This is a genomic window from Ruegeria sp. YTSC106 (assembly GCF_059609765.1).
Window position 1 is genome coordinate 20,362 of record NZ_JBXWMI010000025.1, and the last position, 15,936, is coordinate 36,297.

Genomic DNA, 15,936 nt, shown 5'->3' on the forward strand with positions numbered 1-15,936 from the left:
TTGATGGAAGGCCAGAGGTCAGATCCGGTATACCGGCGGAACAAGACCGGCCTGGAACCAAGTCACGAAAGACACAATTGAAAACACCGGCAGCCCGGTCGCCCGCTGAATATCCGGCGCATAGGGGCACATATTCGTGCACTCCAGAACTATCGCCCCAAGATCGGGGTGTTCCGAGGCCAACGCGATTGCGGCCTCAACATTGTCTTCCCGGGCCTTCTGAACATTCAGACGCGATTCATTGCCAAGAATTGCACGGGTGAACTCTCGCCCACCCTCGGTTGTGCCTATTGGCGTATCCAAGGGGACATCGGCGGCACGCAAGTGGTCTTCGGTCAACGTAGACGCCGAAATGGTCAGTACACCGGCCCGTTTTCCCGTAGGAAGAATGCGGTTCACCAATTCGACCTGCATCAAGGACGAGGTGACGACGGGAACCGGAACAGCCTCGGCCAGTTCCTTTTGAAACAGGGACAAGAACCCGCAATTGGTTGTTATGCCATCCGCGCCGTCTTTGACCAGCTCTTGCGCGGCGTCGATGAAGACCTCGAGCATACCTTCGGCCCGATGCCGAACAACCCGGTCCGGCGAGGCATCCCGGACGACGCGGTACAGCACCGGAAACGGCCAGGTCTGAGCATTGCCCATGTCGCCGGGAATTCTTGGGAATTGCGCGTCCAGCATGAGGATTCCCACCGATGCGCCATAAATGGATTTGCCGCCCTGGACGATCAATTCTGCGCCTCCTCGATAATGCGGGTCGAAATGTCTTCGGCCCCCTCCATGTAGATGCTGGTAATCCCGTGACGCACAGCGTCCTGCACCTGATCCATTCGTTTCGTGATATGAGCCGCCAGAACCCGTGCCGCCTCATCTGCATCCCGATCCAGCAGAGCTTGCATGACGTGTTTATGTTCGTCCTTGGACTTCTGCACCCGGTCCATGCTCATGGAAATCCAGCGGATATAGCGGATACGCTCGTTGATCCGTGTCAGAGTTTGCAACAACTCCATGTTCCCCGACAGTTTTGCAATCCCCAGATGGAACGCTTCGTCCCGGGTCACTGCCTCTTCGATCGTCAGGCCGGTGATGCCGATGCCCGTTTCATAAAGTTCATCACGCAGCATTTGCAAGTCTGCATCCGTCGCCTTGGCGCAGGCTGATCGGGCCGCCGCGGATTCGATGATCTGCCGCAGCTCGAAAAGGTCGAACACGCTTTGCGTATCCAAGGGACGACAAAAGAACCCTTGCCCCGGGCGGAAATCGAACAGCCGTTCGGCGACCAGACGATTCAACGCTTCACGCAACGGCGTACGGCTGACGCCCAGGTCTCTGGAGAGAGCGACCTCGTTCAGGCGGTCACCGGGGCGCAGGCGGAAGGACACCGCCATGGCTTTGACCTGATCATAGATATCATCGACGCGTGGACCCGCCATAAACCCCGCCTTTCTTTCGTTGATTCACAGGTGCCACACACAGTTCTTGAATTCAATATACAAAACTGTATACAGCACTGTGTGCAGTTGTGAATCGAAGGAGTCGCGAACGATGACAGGAACGAATTACCTGACCGGAGCTGAGGCAATGGTGCGCATGCTTGAGGCGCATGGCGTTACCCACATGTTCGGTCTGTGCGGCGATACCACCTTGCCATTTTATGATGCGCTCGCCCGAATGGATCACAGCATTCAGCACATACTGACCCGCGACGAACGGCACGCCGCCTACATGGCGGATGGCTATGCCCGCGTGACGGGCAAGCCCGGCGTTTGCGAAGGCCCTTCCGGCGGTGGCGCAACCTACATTCTGCCAGGTGTGGTCGAGGCCAATGAAAGTTCGGTTCCAATCCTGGCGATCACGTCCGATGTGGCAACGTCCAGTCGCGGAAAATACCCTTTGACAGAACTGGATCAGCCAGCGTTGTTCCAGCCGCTGACAAAGTGGAACGCGCCTCTGGACGACGCCACCCGGCTTCCGGCAATGGTTCGTGCGGCGTTCCGGGCGATGACAACGGGAACACCCGGTGCGACCCACCTGGCACTGCCGTTTGATACTCAGAAGGCACAGGTGGACGAAGCGGAAATCTGGGCCGACGAGCGGCATCGCAACTATCCCGCAGAGCGGGCTGCCCCCGATCCTGATGCCATCGAAGCAGCCGCAGCCATTCTTGCCCAGGCCAAATCCGCTGTCGCGGTATGTGGCGGCGGCCCCGTTCTGTCCGGCGCGACCGATGCATTGCGCCGCGTCGCCGGTCTGTTGGATATGCCCGTCGCCACAACCGTTTCAGGCCAAGGGTCCATCGCCGAAACCGACCCTTTGGCACTGGGTGTTGTCGGATCGAACGGCGGTGTCCCCGCGACCCGTGCCGTGGTAGATCAGGCTGATGTCGTCCTGTTCATCGGGTGCCGCGCCGGTTCGGTCACGACCGAACGGTGGAGAAGCCCCGGGCGCAACACCACGATCATTCACATCGACAGCGACCCCATGGTGATCGGCGCAAACTATCAGACAGAAGTGGCGATTTGCGCCGATGCCCGTCTGGCGTTGGAGGCACTGGCCCACGCATTGGAGCAACGGCGGGACCTGATCAGTCAAAGCGGAACAGCCAAGGCCTGCGCCGCGTGGGAGGCCAAGGCTGCGGCGTTTGCCCCCTTGGCTGCAAGTCGGGAAACCCCGATACGGCCCGAGGCTGTCATGGCGTCCCTGATGGACATTCTGGACGACGATGCGATTGTGGTCGCTGATCCCGGCACCCCCTGCCCCTATTTCAGCGCGCATTACCGTTGGCGGCAACCCGGGCGGCATTTCATCACAAATCGCGCGCATGGAGCACTGGGGTATTCTCTGGGGGCGGCCATGGGTGCACATGTCGGGCGGCCCTCGGTCAAGACGCTTGCCGTCATGGGCGATGGTTCGTTTGGGTTCGCCTGCGGTGAGTTTGAAACCATGGTCCGGCACAATATGCCGATCACCTCGATCGTTTTCTCGAACTCGGTCTTCGGATGGATCAAGGCGGGTCAGGATGCTGGGTTTGATCAACGGTATTACAACGTTGATTTCAACCGGACCGACCACGCCGCCGTCGCAGCCGCCTTTGGAGTGAAATCATGGACGGTCAAGGACCCTGAGGACTTGCCGAAGGTGCTGAAACAGGCCGTCGAACATGATGGCCCCACATTGGTCGACATCCATTCGCAGCAGCTTCACGACGCCGCTGCACCTGTGTCAGAGTGGGTCGCGTAAGAGGCAATCGACGGGGTCAGCTGGGCCAGAAACTCCTGCGCAATCGTGGACAGGGGGCGCCCCTTTGCGGTGATGATTGCAAGATCCAGCATGACGGATGGCCTGAACGGACGGGTCTGGTACCCGCTCTCACCGTCGAACGTCACCGTAAAGGGGTCGATCATCGCGACCCCCATGCCCTGTTTCACAAAACTCAGCAGGTTCTCGGACAGGTGCGTGTGGATCTTTGTACGCCACGTGCACCCGGATGCCTGAAAGATGTCACGGGTTCGACGGTGGGTTTGGTGTTCCGGCCCCATCACGATGAAGGGCTCGTTTTCCAATATTTCCGGTGTCAGTACGTCGTACTCGGCCAAGGGGCTGTGTTCTGGAAAAGTCGCCAGCGTTTCGAACTGAAATACCTGATAGTTCAGCGTGTCATGTAGGATCGGCATCTCGACAATGCCGATTTCAAACAGGCCGGAAATCACCCATTCCTGAATCTTGGAAGAATACTGCGACTGAAAACTGACGGATAGGTTGGGGCGGCTTTTGGCAAAACGGGCGATCTCGCGCGGCATGAAACCAAATGACAGAAGATGCGGTGCCGCAACCTGCAATTGACCGGGATGCTTGTTCTGCAGATCCGTCACGGCCTGCGCCACGTGATCCAGCCCGCGCACGACCGTGTCGACTTCGCGGAACAGCAACTCGGCTTCCGGAGTGGGCAACAAACGACCCTTGTTGCGCTCGAACAGAGGCAGTCGCGCTTCACGTTCCAACTGAGCCAACAGATTGCTTATTCCAGGCTGGGATATCCCAAGCACCGAGGCCGCGCCGGTTACGGTTCCGGTTTCCATGATGGCATGAAACGCTTGAAGCTGGCGAAAGCGCAGGGACATGGATTGCCACATCATTTTTTCTGATGAACTGTCGAAGATATAGTATTTGAAATGATATGCCCGTCAAGGCAGGCTTCCGCTCAACGACAGGGGGCGGAATGAGCGATCTGGCACAAAAAATCATCGGTTACGACCTCTGGCACCTGAAGCTTCCGGTCACGTCCCGCCGGGATCACGGTATAGGGTCCGTTGAAGGCGTTTGCGAAGTTGTTATCCTGCGACTGACATCCGAGGATGGCACACAGGGATTCGGCGAAGCGTCACCATGGTCGGTGTTCACCGGCACCCCGGAGGCGACTTTCGCGGCGCTGGATCGTTACCTGCGCCCCCTTGTTCTTGGAGCCAGCGTAAGTGACCGATCGGCTATCATGGCACGCGCCACCTATGCCGTGGCACATTGCACCGAGGCGAAGGCCGCGCTGGAAACCGCTCTGCTGGATTTGGCCGGCCGTATCAGCGACACCCCGGTCTGGTCTTTGTTGGGCGGTCGTTGCCGCAGCACCATTCCGCTCAGCTGTTCCATCGCCAACCCGGACTTTTCTCAGGACATAGACCTGTTGGCGCGGTTGCGAGAGGATGGCGTGCGGATTGTCAAACTCAAGACCGGGTTCAAGGATCACGCCTTTGACATCATGCGGTTGGAGTACCTTGCGCAGAACTGTCCTGAGTTCTCGGTCCGCGTGGACTATAATCAGGGGCTGAGCATCGGGGAGGCTCCGGCACGGGTGCGGGACGTGGCCCAGTTCAATCCTGATTTCATCGAACAGCCAGTTCGCGCCCATCACTTCGGCATGATGGCAAAGCTGCGCCAAATGACCGATGTTCCCCTTCTCGCTGATGAGAGCGTCTTTGGTCCCGAAGATATGGAACGCGCCGCGCGTGAAAGCATTTGCGATGGCGTGTCCGTGAAAATAATGAAGTCTGGCGGTCTGACACGAGGGCAAACGGTCGCCCGCATCGCGGCTGCGCAAGGTCTGACGGCGTATGGCGGGGACATGTTCGAGGCTGGTTTGGCCCATCTTGCGGGTACCCATATGATTACCGCGACACCCGAGATCACATTGGGCTGCGAGTTTTATCAGGCGTCCTATTTCCTGAAAGAGGACATTCTGGAAGAACCCTTCCGGATCAGGGACGGACAGGTCTGCGTGCCCGAAAGCCCGGGGCTTGGCGGCAAGCCCGAGCTGGCAAAGCTGAACCATTATACAGTGGCCAAGGCGGTTTCAGAATGAGTGAAAAGAAAACCATAGCCATCATCGGCGCCGGTATAGTCGGCGTTTCGGCCGCGGTCTGGCTGCAAAGGGACGGACACGACGTGATCCTGTTCGACAAGGCCGGACCGGGTGAAGGCACGTCTCATGGCAATGGCGGTGTATTGGCGTCCTGTTCCATCATACCTGTGACGGTTCCCGGGTTGCTCGGCAAAGCGCCGAAAATGTTGCTGAGCTCCTCGCAGCCGCTGTTTTTGAAATGGGGGTATTTGCCTAAGCTGCTTCCATGGCTCCGGCAATATCTAAGCCACGCGAACGTAGCCGACGTTGAACGGATTGCAGCCGCCCTGACACCGATCGTCGGCGACAGCCTGAATGATCACAAGGCCTTGTCAGCAGGCACATGTGCTGAAAAGTGGATTGTGCCCAGCGACTATCTGTTTCTCTACGAAAACCGGGCTCATTTTGAACAAGATGCGTTGGGCTGGGGAATCCGACGGAAGAACGGCTTTGATTGGGAAGAACTGGAGGGCAAGGAGTTTCACGACTATGACCCCGTGTTCAGCCTGGATATCGGTTTCGCTGCCAAGCTGTCCAACCACGGTCATATCACCGATCCCGGGCGGTACGTGAAAGACCTGGCCGCCCATGTTGAGGCTGGCGGAGGCCGGATCATCCGCGCCAACGTCGAAGACGTCACGCGCGACAACGGCCGTGTTACCGGTGTGCGCGCGGGTGGTGAGACCATTGCTTGCGACATCGCCATTGTTACGGCTGGCGTCTGGTCGGGGCCGCTGGCGAAGCGACTGGGGGTTTCTGTTCCTCTTGAAAGCGAGCGCGGTTATCATCTTGAATTGGTGGCACCTTCTGCCATGCCCCGTAGCCCGGTCATGGTGGCTTCGGGCAAGTTTGTTGCCACGCCCATGGATGGGCGCATACGCTTGGCGGGTATTGTGGAGTTCGGAGGGCTGGACGCACCGCCCTCGCGCACACCGTTTGAATTGATGCGAAGAAATGCCCGGGCCGCTTTTCCGGGCATAACATGGAAGGAGGAAGTGGAATGGATGGGGCACAGGCCGGCCCCGGCTGACTCGATCCCGATCATCGGTGACGTGCCCGGAATCAAAGGGGCCTATATGGGCTTTGGTCATCATCACATTGGCCTGACAGGTGGGCCAAAGACCGGACGGCTTCTGGCGCAGATGATCGCGGGCAGAACCCCGAACACGGACGTAAGCGTCTACGCGCCGTCACGCTTTGCAACATAAGAACAGACCGATGAAAAATATCGGTATTTCAAAACTCGATAGGGAGAAAACGATGAAAAAACTGACAAACCTTCTGGCAGCAACCGCTTTGACTGCCGCCGCGGCAGCACCAGCTGTGGCCGAAAAATGGGACATGCCGATGGCCTATTCGGCGTCGAACTTCCATTCGGCCACCGGTGCGGAATTCGCCAAATGTGTAACGACCGGAACCGGCGGTGAGATCGAAATCGTTACGCATCCATCCGGCTCGCTGTTCAAAGGTGCCGATATCAAACGTGCAATCCAGACCGGGCAAGCCCCGATTGGTGAGCGTCTTCTGTCCGGCCACCAGAATGAGAACGCGTTGTTCGGTTTCGATTCGATACCGTTCCTTGCAACCTCGTTCGATGACAGCGCCAAGCTTTGGGATGCGGCAAAACCGTCAATTGAAAAGGTGCTGGCGGAACAGAATCTGACGTTGCTTTACGCGGTGCCATGGCCGCCTCAGGGACTGTATTTCAAGAATGAGGTGAACTCGGTCGCCGATATGAAGGGCATCAAGTTCCGCTCTTACAACAACGCGACTTCGCGACTGGCCGAGTTGACAGGGATGTTGCCGGTAACGATCGAAGCGGCGGAAATCAGTCAGGCTTTTGCGACGGGTGTTGCCGAGTCGATGGTGTCTTCGGGATCAACCGGGTATGACCGCAAGGTCTGGGAAAGCCTGAACTATTTCTACGAAGTCGACGCCTGGTTGCCGCGCAACTATGTGATGGTGAATTCGGATGTCTGGTCGGGCGTGTCCGACGCCAACAAGAACATCATCAAGGCCTGCGCGGAGCTGGCGGAATACGCAGGCAACTGGCGGGCCAAGGAATACACTGGTTTTACTCTGCAAGGTCTGCGTGATGGCGGAATGACCGTCGGTCCGGCATCTGAGCAGATGACGAATGAGCTGAAGGAGATTGGTGTAACCATGACCAATGAATGGCTGGAAGCCGCCGGTGACGAAGGCAAAGCCATCGTCGATGCGTTCAACGCGTCTCAGTAACCGTTCGGGGCGGGCGGCGTTACACTATGTCGCCCGCTTTCCACCCAATCATAACACAGCGGGGACACCATGGCGGTTTTGCGAGGGCTTCGGTCCGTTCTGGACTTCATCTATCAGGCAGCAGGGGTAATGGCGGCGCTCAGCCTGATTGCCATTCTTTTGCTGATCGTCGTGCAGATGCTGGCCCGCTGGACAGGTGAGGTTTTTCCTGGAGCGCCTGACTATGCCGGGTACGCAATGGCGGCGGCATCTTTCCTGGCCTTTGCCAATGCGTTGAACCGGGGCAGCCACATTCGGGTTTCAATCCTTCTGAACGCGGTGCCGGACGGTGTGCGGCGTATCCTTGAAATCTGGTGTTTCACCATCGGCACTGCCGTCATGTGGTATTTCTGCTGGTATGCCTATCGCTTCGTCTATTGGAGCTGGAAGTTCAACGACATCAGCCAGGGACAGGACAGAACCGCGCTCTGGATTCCCCAGTCGGCGATGCTGATCGGTGCCGTGATCCTGGCCATCGCGCTGACGGATCACCTGATTCATGTCCTGTTCAAAGGTGACCATCGCATTGTCCGCGATCTGGCCGACCAGAGCCACGGAGAGTAAGAGCATGGAAAACCTGTCTGTCATCATCCTTTTCCTCTTTGTTCTGTTCACCTTGCTCGGCACCGGTGTCTGGGTCGGACTGGCCCTGATGGGGGTTGCCTGGGTCGGGATGGAACTTTTCACGACGCGCCCCGTGGGCGATGTGATGATCACCACCATATGGTCAGCATCATCTTCGTGGACCCTGACCGCCCTGCCCATGTTCATCTGGATGGGCGAAATCCTGTACCGCACGCGATTATCCGAAGACATGTTCAAAGGCCTCTCCCCGTGGATGGCCCCCCTGCCCGGCGGCTTGGTGCATACGAATATCGTGGGCTGTACTGTCTTCGCAGCAGTCTCAGGTTCGTCGGCAGCAACGCTGACCACAGTCGGCAAGATGTCGATCCCCGAACTGCGCAAGCGCAATTACCCCGAACAGATGATCATCGGCACGTTGACTGGCGCTGCGACGCTGGGGCTGATGATCCCTCCGTCACTGACCCTGATCGTGTACGGGGTGACGATCAATGAATCGATCACCAAACTGTTCTTCGCCGGTATCCTTCCCGGCCTTGTTCTCGCCGCTATGTTCATGGGCTATGTCGCGATCTATTCCAAATTGGGCAAAGACTGGAACCCGAATGACGAAGGCAAGCTGAGCTTTGCGGAAAAAGTCCGGAACTCCCGCTTTCTGTTGCCCGTGATCCTGCTGATCACGGTCGTCATCGGCTCTATGTATCTGGGCTATGCCACCGCGACAGAGGCTGCGGCGTTCGGGGTGATCGGCAGTCTGTTGCTGGCGGCCGGCCAGGGGTCGTTGAACTGGAAGACATTCACTGAAAGCCTGATGGGTGCTACGCGAACCAGCGCGATGATCGCCCTGATCCTTGCTGGCGCTGCGTTCCTGTCGCTGTCCATGGGGTTCACCGGTCTGCCGCGTGGGCTGGCCGATCTGATCGCCGGATGGGAACTGACCCGTTTCGAACTGCTGATGGTTCTGCTGGTGTTCTACATCATTCTGGGTTGTTTTCTTGACGGGATTTCCTCGGTTGTGTTGACCATGGCCGTGGTGGAACCGATGATCCGCGACGCCGGGATTGATCTGATCTGGTTCGGGATCTTTATCGTGGTTGTCGTCGAGATGGCACAGATCACACCCCCGATCGGGTTCAACCTGTTCGTGATGCAGGGTATGACCAATCATGAGATGAGCTATATCGCACGCGCCGCGATACCGATGTTCCTGATCATGGTACTGATGGTCTTCATCCTCATCTGGTTCCCCGACCTCGCCACCTGGCTGCCCGAGAACTTGCGCCAGAGCCCGGGCGGATAAAACGGCCTTGAACCCGCTCCATCTGGCGGCCCGTCACGGGCCCCGTGTCCTGATCGCCGGATTGGTGGCGGGTCTGCTTTTGCCGGGTTTGGCCGAGCCCATGCGAGACCTGCTGCCGCCCTTAGTCGTGCTGTTGCTGTTCGTCACCGTCCTGAGAATGGACCCAGAAACCATTCTTGGGTCGCTGAGCGATCTGCACCAGGTCGCGTTTACTGTTGTTGGGTTTCAATTCGTAATACCGCTGATCATTCTGGCCATCGGCTTTGCGGGTGGTTGGACGGGAACGCCGGTGCTTCTGTCCCTGCTGATCATGGCGGCAGCACCTTCGATTTCAGGCAGTCCCAACATGTGTCTGATGATGGGTTATCCGCCTGAACACGCGATGCGAATGCTGGTTGTTGGCACTGCCCTGTTGCCATTGACAGCGTTTCCCCTGTTCCTGCTCATGCCCGAATTGGGCGACATTCAATCCGTGCTGTTGGCCGGACTGCAACTGTTGTTGACGATACTCTGCGCAACCGGCGCCGCCATCTTTGTACGGCGTTTTTGGTTGCGTTCACCATCCCATTCCACCTTGTTGAATCTGGAAGGGTTGGGCACAATTACTTTGGCCGTATTTGTCATCGGCCTGATGCCTTCAGTCAGCGCCACAGCATTGGAGAGCCCGACTATCGCGGTCTTCTGGATCGTGCTCGCCTGTTTGGCCAATTTCGGCACTCAAATTGTTACGTTCCGTTTGACCCGAGACAGGTTACCAGCAGCCAGTTCTACCGCTGTCTCCCTGATCGCAGGAAATAGAAACATCGCAATTTTCTTCGTGGCTTTGCCGCCTGAGGTCACCGCGCCGATCATGGCCTTTATCGGGGCGTATCAGATTCCGATGTACCTGACACCAGTGGTCATGCGTCATCTCTATAGGAGACAACGTCCACCCGAGTAGCTGGTAGCACTTCCTCAAGATACCTTTTCCCGTCCCATACTGACTTTAGGCAGACTCCACGCCTCCAGTTCAGTGCCAAAAACTTGTTTGGCGGCATCTGGAATATGTTGTCACTATTGACAGTTAATTGTGCTATCCCTATTTACTGTCAACACTGACAGCTAAGGGTTTATCATGCCGCCCAGAAATATGACGATCGCATCTGTAATGACGCTGGCCTCGTCCCTTGGGGCGTCCGCGCAGACTCTCACTGCAACGGTGAAGGACGTACGCAACGCAAAGGGCGATCTGATCATTGCGGTGTTTGACGAAGCTAAACCATTTGAGGCTATGGACATGACGAACGCTGCGGCTTTGGCTGCGGTTCCTGCTGTCGAAGGCCAGGTTTCGGTTACCTTTCACAATCTCCCGCTTAGCAAATACGCGATTGCCGCGATTCACGACGAGAACAGAAACAGCAACCTGGATACCGACAAAGATGTTCCAACCGAAGGGTACGGCTTTGGCGGTATGGGGCGAAGCGGTCTGCCACCAGAATTCGCGGATGCCGCGGTCGCCGTCGGCACCGGCGCAACTGGAAACCTGAAGTTGAAATACTGGAAATAACATGAGCGGGCGCCCCTCAAATCGTGATGAACGTTATGATCAGGTTATGCAGGCTCTGGTCAGATGTGTTGCGAGATATGGCCTCGATGGTGCATCGCTTTCACAAATAGCCAAGGAGGCAGGCCTGACGCGTCCTCTGATCCGGCATCATCTGGGCAATCGGGATGAATTGATCACGACCCTGCAAGACTATGTTCTGCAATGCTTTTCGGAACAGTCTGACGCGCTTGTTCGGGTCTTGCCGGCCTCGGGCAAATCAGAACATCTGATCGATCTTCTGTTCTCGGACATGAACCAGACGTCACCGGATATGGTACTTGCCTTTGCAGCACTCACCGCGCGGGCTGTCGAGGATTTTTCGCTTCGCCAGGCTTGTCGTGAGGCTCTGCTTTCCTTTGAAACTGCGATTGCCGCGATATTGCGCGCGGATTTCCCGAAAGTGGGTGCCGCAAAGGTCAATACCACCGCTCATGGTATCGTGGCCCTTTATTTCAACGCGACGTCTTTGGCCCCCCTGGAAATGCCGAGTGTCTGGAAAACACAGGCCGAACAGGCCGCGCGTGCATTGTTCAATGGCCTGGAGCACGCATCATGACACGCAGGCGGCAGCTGAACTACATCACCTTTGCTGCGCTGATGGTCACGACAGTACTTGGCTATCAGTCGTTGTGGGGTCTTCTTTTCATGTTCTGGACAATCCCGAATTTCTATTCCGGTCACGCATTGCTTTTGACCGACGTAACCCGGGATGAAGACCCCGTCCTGTTTTGGCTGATCCAACTCGCCTGGATCGCACTTGGCCTGTCGATGATTGCCATCGACATTCTACCTTCAACGTTTTGAAGAAACCTTCACAAGAGGCTCAAATGAAACCCATGCTGCACCTTTTGCCAGTCGAGGCTTACACGAGCCAGGATTGGTTCAACCGGGAAATGCGCGAAATCTTCTCCAAAACCTGGCGTTACGCCGGTTTTATGGAGGATGTCAGCGAACCTGGCCAATTCATCGCCGTGCAGGCCGGCCTCAACAATATTTTCGTGATCATGGGGCGCGATCGCCGCCTGCGCGCGTTCCATAACATCTGCCGCCACCGCGGCACCCAACTGATCAGGGCGGTTGGCAAAACGCAAAAGGCCTTGACCTGCCCTTATCACGACTGGACGTACGACCTTGAAGGCAATCTGATTTCGGTGCCAGATGAGCAAGAGGAATATGGCAAGGTCGACAAGTCCTGCCTTGGCCTGAAACCCGCCAAGGTCGATATCTGGAAATCGATGATTTTCGTCCATCCAGACCCCGACGCACCTTCCATCGCCGAATGGCTCGGCCCGGTCGAACCCCATATCGGCCCCCACGTCCCGGAAGAGCTGATCGAGTATGAAGACCTGAACAACAGCTACGAGATAAAGGCCAACTGGAAGGTTGTCGTTGAGAACTACATCGACGTTTACCACCTGAGTCATCTGCATTCGAATACGCTGCAGATGTATGACCATAAAGCCGCAAAGTACCACTGGGAAGGACCCCATTACTTGTTTTGGGAGCCGCCGGTGGCAGAGTTTCTGGAAGATCAGGAAAGCAAACTGACCGCCCCACGCGTCATACCCAAAGACATGAATGGAGCCTGGGTGCCCATGCTGTTCCCGGGTATTGGCCTGGCCGCTTCGGAAGACGGCTGGAATATCTTCATTATCGAACCCCTTGGCCCGGAACTGACACGAGTTCACAACCGTGGGCGGGTGTCCAACAGCTCGGAATGGGAATTCACCAAACAATCGATGAAGTCATCCTCTTTCTGGTCCAAGTTTGGAATAGGCGGAAAATACGAAGCCAATGACGCGATGGGCGAAGATGACCCGATGGTTACCGGCGACTTTACCGGCGAAGATATCTACGCGTGCGAGCAACAGCAGAAATCCCTGCATTCACCGTATTTTGAAGCAGGTCCGGCAGCAAACGGTGAAAGCCCCGTTATCGAGCACCAGAAAGTTGTTCTGCAATGGTTGGGGGACGGTAAATGAGCCCGCGTGACTTTTTTCCATTGCGCGTTTGCGGGACCAGAGTTGAACTGGATGGCTTGGCAAAGACCGTTATGTTCGAGATTCCTGATCGCTTGACGGACACGTTCGCCTGGAGACCGGGCCAGCACGTGTCCATTCGTTTCACTATTGATGGCGAAGAGCACCGTCGAAGCTATTCGGTCTCAAGTTCACCTTACACCGGGGGCCCGCTTCGGATCACCGTCAAACGGGTCAAGGGTGGCAGTGTCAGCAACTTCATCAACGACACTGTTCAGGAAGGACAAACCATCGACGTCATGCCGCCATTTGGCAGTTTCTGCCTGGAACCCGATGAAACGGCACGACGCACTCATTACTTTTTTGGCGCGGGCTCTGGCATTACTCCGCTCTTTGCGATGCTGAATTCCGTTTTGACAGCTGAGCCCTATTCAGTCGCGCATCTGGCATATGGCAACTCAAACGCCCAAAGCATCCTTTTTCAGGAAGAACTGAGCGTGCTGAAGGAAACACATCCTGAGCGTCTTACAATCAACCACGTTTTTTCGAAACCCGGCTGGTGGTCCAGTGCCGAGTATTGGCGGCAGGGTACAATCGACCTGCCTGCAATTGAAGCGTTGATCACCGAGTATCCTCCTTACGCTCAGGACGCTCAATACTATGTCTGTGGTCCCGGCGACATGAACCAGACCGTCAAATCGGCCTTGATGTCCATTGATGTGCCCGCGAACCGCATCCACATGGAAAGCTATGGTGCTTCACCGGATCTGGACACTGGTTTTGAAGGGGTGGAAGCAACCGCCGAACTGACGCTGGAAGGCGCCCGACATCTCATTTCGATCTCCAAGGGACAGACCCTTCTTCATGCAGCGCAGTCCGCAGGTCTGAAGCCACCCTATTCCTGCCAATCGGGGGTCTGCGGCGCGTGCCGGGCCAAACTGACCAACGGCACAGTTCATATGCGGGCGCGCATGGCGCTGGAGGATGAAGACATCAAAGCCGGAGAAATCCTGACCTGCCAGTCAATACCCACGGCGGAAAAACTGGCGATCAGCTTTGACCAGACCCGTCGCTGAAGAACGGTAGGTGAGTCTGAGGCGGGTTGTTTCATGCCGCCTCAGGCCCAGTTGCGGATCAAATCATGCGTCCGGCGCACAATCTCGGATTACGAAGTGCTTGGTTGTTTCTTCCACAACTTCCCAATAGCCACGAAAACCGTTGGGGATCAGAAAGCTGGCCCCGGTTCGAAAATCCTGACGGGTCCCGTCTTCGTGGATCAGGGCACAATGGCCTTTGACGATATAGCAATATTCGTCCTTGTCCGTAAACGCGTGCCATTTGCCCGGCGTAGAAGTCCAGGTCCCAGCAGACAGTTGTCCATCCGGGCTGGTGAAGTGCATTCCAATCTTGTGATGCGGATCACCCTCGACAACGCGATCGGGAAGATCAGCCAAACGCCTTTGGCTGCGCGTTGCGGGCTCATCGAAAAGATTGAGTACCAGTGTCGTCATGAGGTGATACCCTCCTGCTGGTCGTGTATTGCGAGATGACGTGACCGGCCAATGATCGGTCACGTGCTGGACTTGGATTTTCGCCATCCTCTAATGAAACAGGTAGACACCCGCCAATACGAGAGCAGCGATGAAGATTGTCTCGGCCACGATCAGGACGATGGCCTGCCCGCCCACATCCAGAATGCGCTTGAGTGACGTTTTCATGCCCACTGCCGCAATAGACACCAGCAGCGCCCATCGACTGAGATCGGCCATTACCGACGAGACCACGTCCGGGATCAGACCCATTGAATTCAGGACGGCAAAGATCAGAAAACCAACGACAAACATCGGCAAAATGGGTGGTCGCTTGCCGTCAGCTTCGCCGAGTTCAGCGTGGCGTCGGACAAGAATCGAGATGACCAGAACCACCGGGGCCAGCATGGCGACACGGATCAGCTTGACCAGTGTCGCGACCTCTCCGGTTTGATCCGAGACCGAGAACCCTGCCCCGACAACCTGCGCGACATCGTGGATCGTCCCGCCGAGGAAGACCCCGGAAACCTCGTCGTTGAACTCAAATGCCTCAGTGAGGATGGGATAGGCGATCATCGCTATTGTCGACAGAACAGTGACGGACAATACCGTGAAAATCAGGTTGCGTTCCGAATGCTCGTTTTTGGGCAGAATGGCAGACAGGGCCATCGCCGCCGACGCGCCGCAAATCGCGACCGAACCGCCCGTCAACACACCGAAGCGCCAGCCACGACCCAGCAGGCGCGCGCCCAGAAGGCCGAACAGAATCGTGAGGATCACACCCGCAATAACGACCGCAATCAGATCCGCGCCAAGGCTCATCATCAGTTCAACCGAAATTCGGGCCCCAAGCAGAGCCACGCCAAAACGAAGAACGGTTCGTGCCGTAAACTCGATCCCGGCTTTGCAGTCGCCTGCGTCGTCTTCGGCCAGAAAATGGAACGCAATGCCCAGCAACAAGGCCATCAGCATTGCCGGAGCGCCATAGTGCTCGGACAAAAATTTCGCCGCAACGGCAACAACCACGGAAACTAAGAATCCGCGACCGTTCAAACGAACGAAAGACCGTGCCCGAAGCCACGGCGAGTTGGATGCACTTAACGCCTGCATCTTACTTCCTTTGCAATATTTGAGCTGCCTTTTGGGCAAAGCCTGCCCCCACCCGAACCGTATTCGGTTCGGGTGGGGGCATGATCAGATTACAGCTCGACTTGATCTTTCATTTCGTCGGCTGAGATTCCGGCGACTGCGACGGGTTTTTTCATTGCGTCGCGGCGGAAGGGTTCGCC

At 56.8% G+C, this 15,936-nt stretch carries 17 protein-coding genes; 12 read left to right on the forward strand and 5 right to left on the reverse strand.

From position 1 onward, the window contains the following. Positions 1–18 precede the first annotated feature (18 nt). Together AC2FEB_RS21905 and AC2FEB_RS21910 are read right to left on the reverse strand one after the other, a co-directional pair. Positions 19–735 carry an aspartate/glutamate racemase family protein gene (locus AC2FEB_RS21905; RefSeq protein ID WP_496677356.1) on the reverse strand — a complete coding sequence of 239 codons (717 nt, stop codon included), beginning with the start codon at positions 733–735 and terminating at the stop codon, positions 19–21. Next, on the reverse strand, positions 732–1,436 hold the full coding sequence (locus tag AC2FEB_RS21910; protein ID WP_496677359.1) for a GntR family transcriptional regulator: 705 nt from the start codon (positions 1,434–1,436) through the stop codon (positions 732–734). The genes AC2FEB_RS21905 and AC2FEB_RS21910 overlap by 4 nt, the downstream gene beginning before the upstream one ends. A 112-nt stretch (positions 1,437–1,548) precedes the next feature. Between AC2FEB_RS21910 and AC2FEB_RS21915 the strand changes: the two genes are divergently transcribed. Next, the gene (locus tag AC2FEB_RS21915) at positions 1,549–3,243 is read left to right on the forward strand and encodes a thiamine pyrophosphate-binding protein (RefSeq protein ID WP_496884368.1); all 1,695 of its coding nucleotides are present in this window, start codon (positions 1,549–1,551) and stop codon (positions 3,241–3,243) included. Here AC2FEB_RS21915 and AC2FEB_RS21920 read toward each other — a convergent pair. Further along, a complete protein-coding gene (locus AC2FEB_RS21920) occupies positions 3,204–4,124 on the reverse strand; it encodes a LysR family transcriptional regulator (protein ID WP_117873593.1) in 921 nt (306 codons plus the stop codon). The genes AC2FEB_RS21915 and AC2FEB_RS21920 overlap by 40 nt on opposite strands. Before the next feature lie 98 nt (positions 4,125–4,222). Between AC2FEB_RS21920 and AC2FEB_RS21925 the strand changes: the two genes are divergently transcribed. The 11 genes from AC2FEB_RS21925 to AC2FEB_RS21975 all read left to right on the forward strand — a co-directional run bounded on the left by AC2FEB_RS21925 (position 4,223) and on the right by AC2FEB_RS21975 (position 14,194). Then, a complete protein-coding gene (locus tag AC2FEB_RS21925) occupies positions 4,223–5,356 on the forward strand; it encodes an enolase C-terminal domain-like protein (protein ID WP_496677364.1) in 1,134 nt (377 codons plus the stop codon). Next, complete coding sequence (locus AC2FEB_RS21930) at positions 5,353–6,603, forward strand: NAD(P)/FAD-dependent oxidoreductase (protein WP_496884369.1); 1,251 nt, start codon at positions 5,353–5,355, stop codon at positions 6,601–6,603. Before AC2FEB_RS21925 ends, AC2FEB_RS21930 begins: the two co-directional genes overlap by 4 nt. A gap of 52 nt (positions 6,604–6,655) precedes the next feature. Next, complete coding sequence (locus tag AC2FEB_RS21935) at positions 6,656–7,633, forward strand: TRAP transporter substrate-binding protein (RefSeq protein WP_496677370.1); 978 nt, start codon at positions 6,656–6,658, stop codon at positions 7,631–7,633. A gap of 69 nt (positions 7,634–7,702) precedes the next feature. Beyond that, on the forward strand, positions 7,703–8,236 hold the full coding sequence (locus AC2FEB_RS21940; RefSeq protein WP_117873599.1) for a TRAP transporter small permease: 534 nt from the start codon (positions 7,703–7,705) through the stop codon (positions 8,234–8,236). A gap of 4 nt (positions 8,237–8,240) precedes the next feature. Continuing rightward, complete coding sequence (locus tag AC2FEB_RS21945; RefSeq protein WP_117873601.1) at positions 8,241–9,554, forward strand: TRAP transporter large permease; 1,314 nt, start codon at positions 8,241–8,243, stop codon at positions 9,552–9,554. Between the two features lie 7 nt (positions 9,555–9,561). Next, positions 9,562–10,494 (forward strand): hypothetical protein, encoded by a 933-nt coding sequence (locus tag AC2FEB_RS21950; RefSeq protein WP_496884370.1) that lies wholly within the window; start codon positions 9,562–9,564, stop codon positions 10,492–10,494. Between the two features lie 189 nt (positions 10,495–10,683). Further along, positions 10,684–11,100 carry a DUF2141 domain-containing protein gene (locus AC2FEB_RS21955; protein ID WP_496677376.1) on the forward strand — a complete coding sequence of 139 codons (417 nt, stop codon included), beginning with the start codon at positions 10,684–10,686 and terminating at the stop codon, positions 11,098–11,100. 1 nt (position 11,101) lies between these two features. Beyond that, positions 11,102–11,695 carry a TetR/AcrR family transcriptional regulator gene (locus AC2FEB_RS21960; protein ID WP_496884371.1) on the forward strand — a complete coding sequence of 198 codons (594 nt, stop codon included), beginning with the start codon at positions 11,102–11,104 and terminating at the stop codon, positions 11,693–11,695. Continuing rightward, positions 11,692–11,943, forward strand: coding sequence for a hypothetical protein (locus AC2FEB_RS21965; RefSeq protein ID WP_117873609.1), 252 nt, complete (start codon positions 11,692–11,694; stop codon positions 11,941–11,943). The genes AC2FEB_RS21960 and AC2FEB_RS21965 overlap by 4 nt, the downstream gene beginning before the upstream one ends. Positions 11,944–11,966: 23 nt before the next feature. Next, on the forward strand, positions 11,967–13,121 hold the full coding sequence (locus tag AC2FEB_RS21970; protein ID WP_496884372.1) for an aromatic ring-hydroxylating oxygenase subunit alpha: 1,155 nt from the start codon (positions 11,967–11,969) through the stop codon (positions 13,119–13,121). Continuing rightward, a complete protein-coding gene (locus AC2FEB_RS21975; RefSeq protein ID WP_496677383.1) occupies positions 13,118–14,194 on the forward strand; it encodes a 2Fe-2S iron-sulfur cluster-binding protein in 1,077 nt (358 codons plus the stop codon). Before AC2FEB_RS21970 ends, AC2FEB_RS21975 begins: the two co-directional genes overlap by 4 nt. Before the next feature lie 63 nt (positions 14,195–14,257). Here the strand turns inward: AC2FEB_RS21975 and AC2FEB_RS21980 are convergent, their stop codons facing one another. Then, positions 14,258–14,629 (reverse strand): cupin domain-containing protein, encoded by a 372-nt coding sequence (locus tag AC2FEB_RS21980; RefSeq protein WP_496884373.1) that lies wholly within the window; start codon positions 14,627–14,629, stop codon positions 14,258–14,260. Positions 14,630–14,719: 90 nt separating this feature from the next. Then, a complete protein-coding gene (locus AC2FEB_RS21985; protein WP_299902064.1) occupies positions 14,720–15,757 on the reverse strand; it encodes a YeiH family protein in 1,038 nt (345 codons plus the stop codon). Between the last annotated feature and the right edge of the window lie 179 nt (positions 15,758–15,936).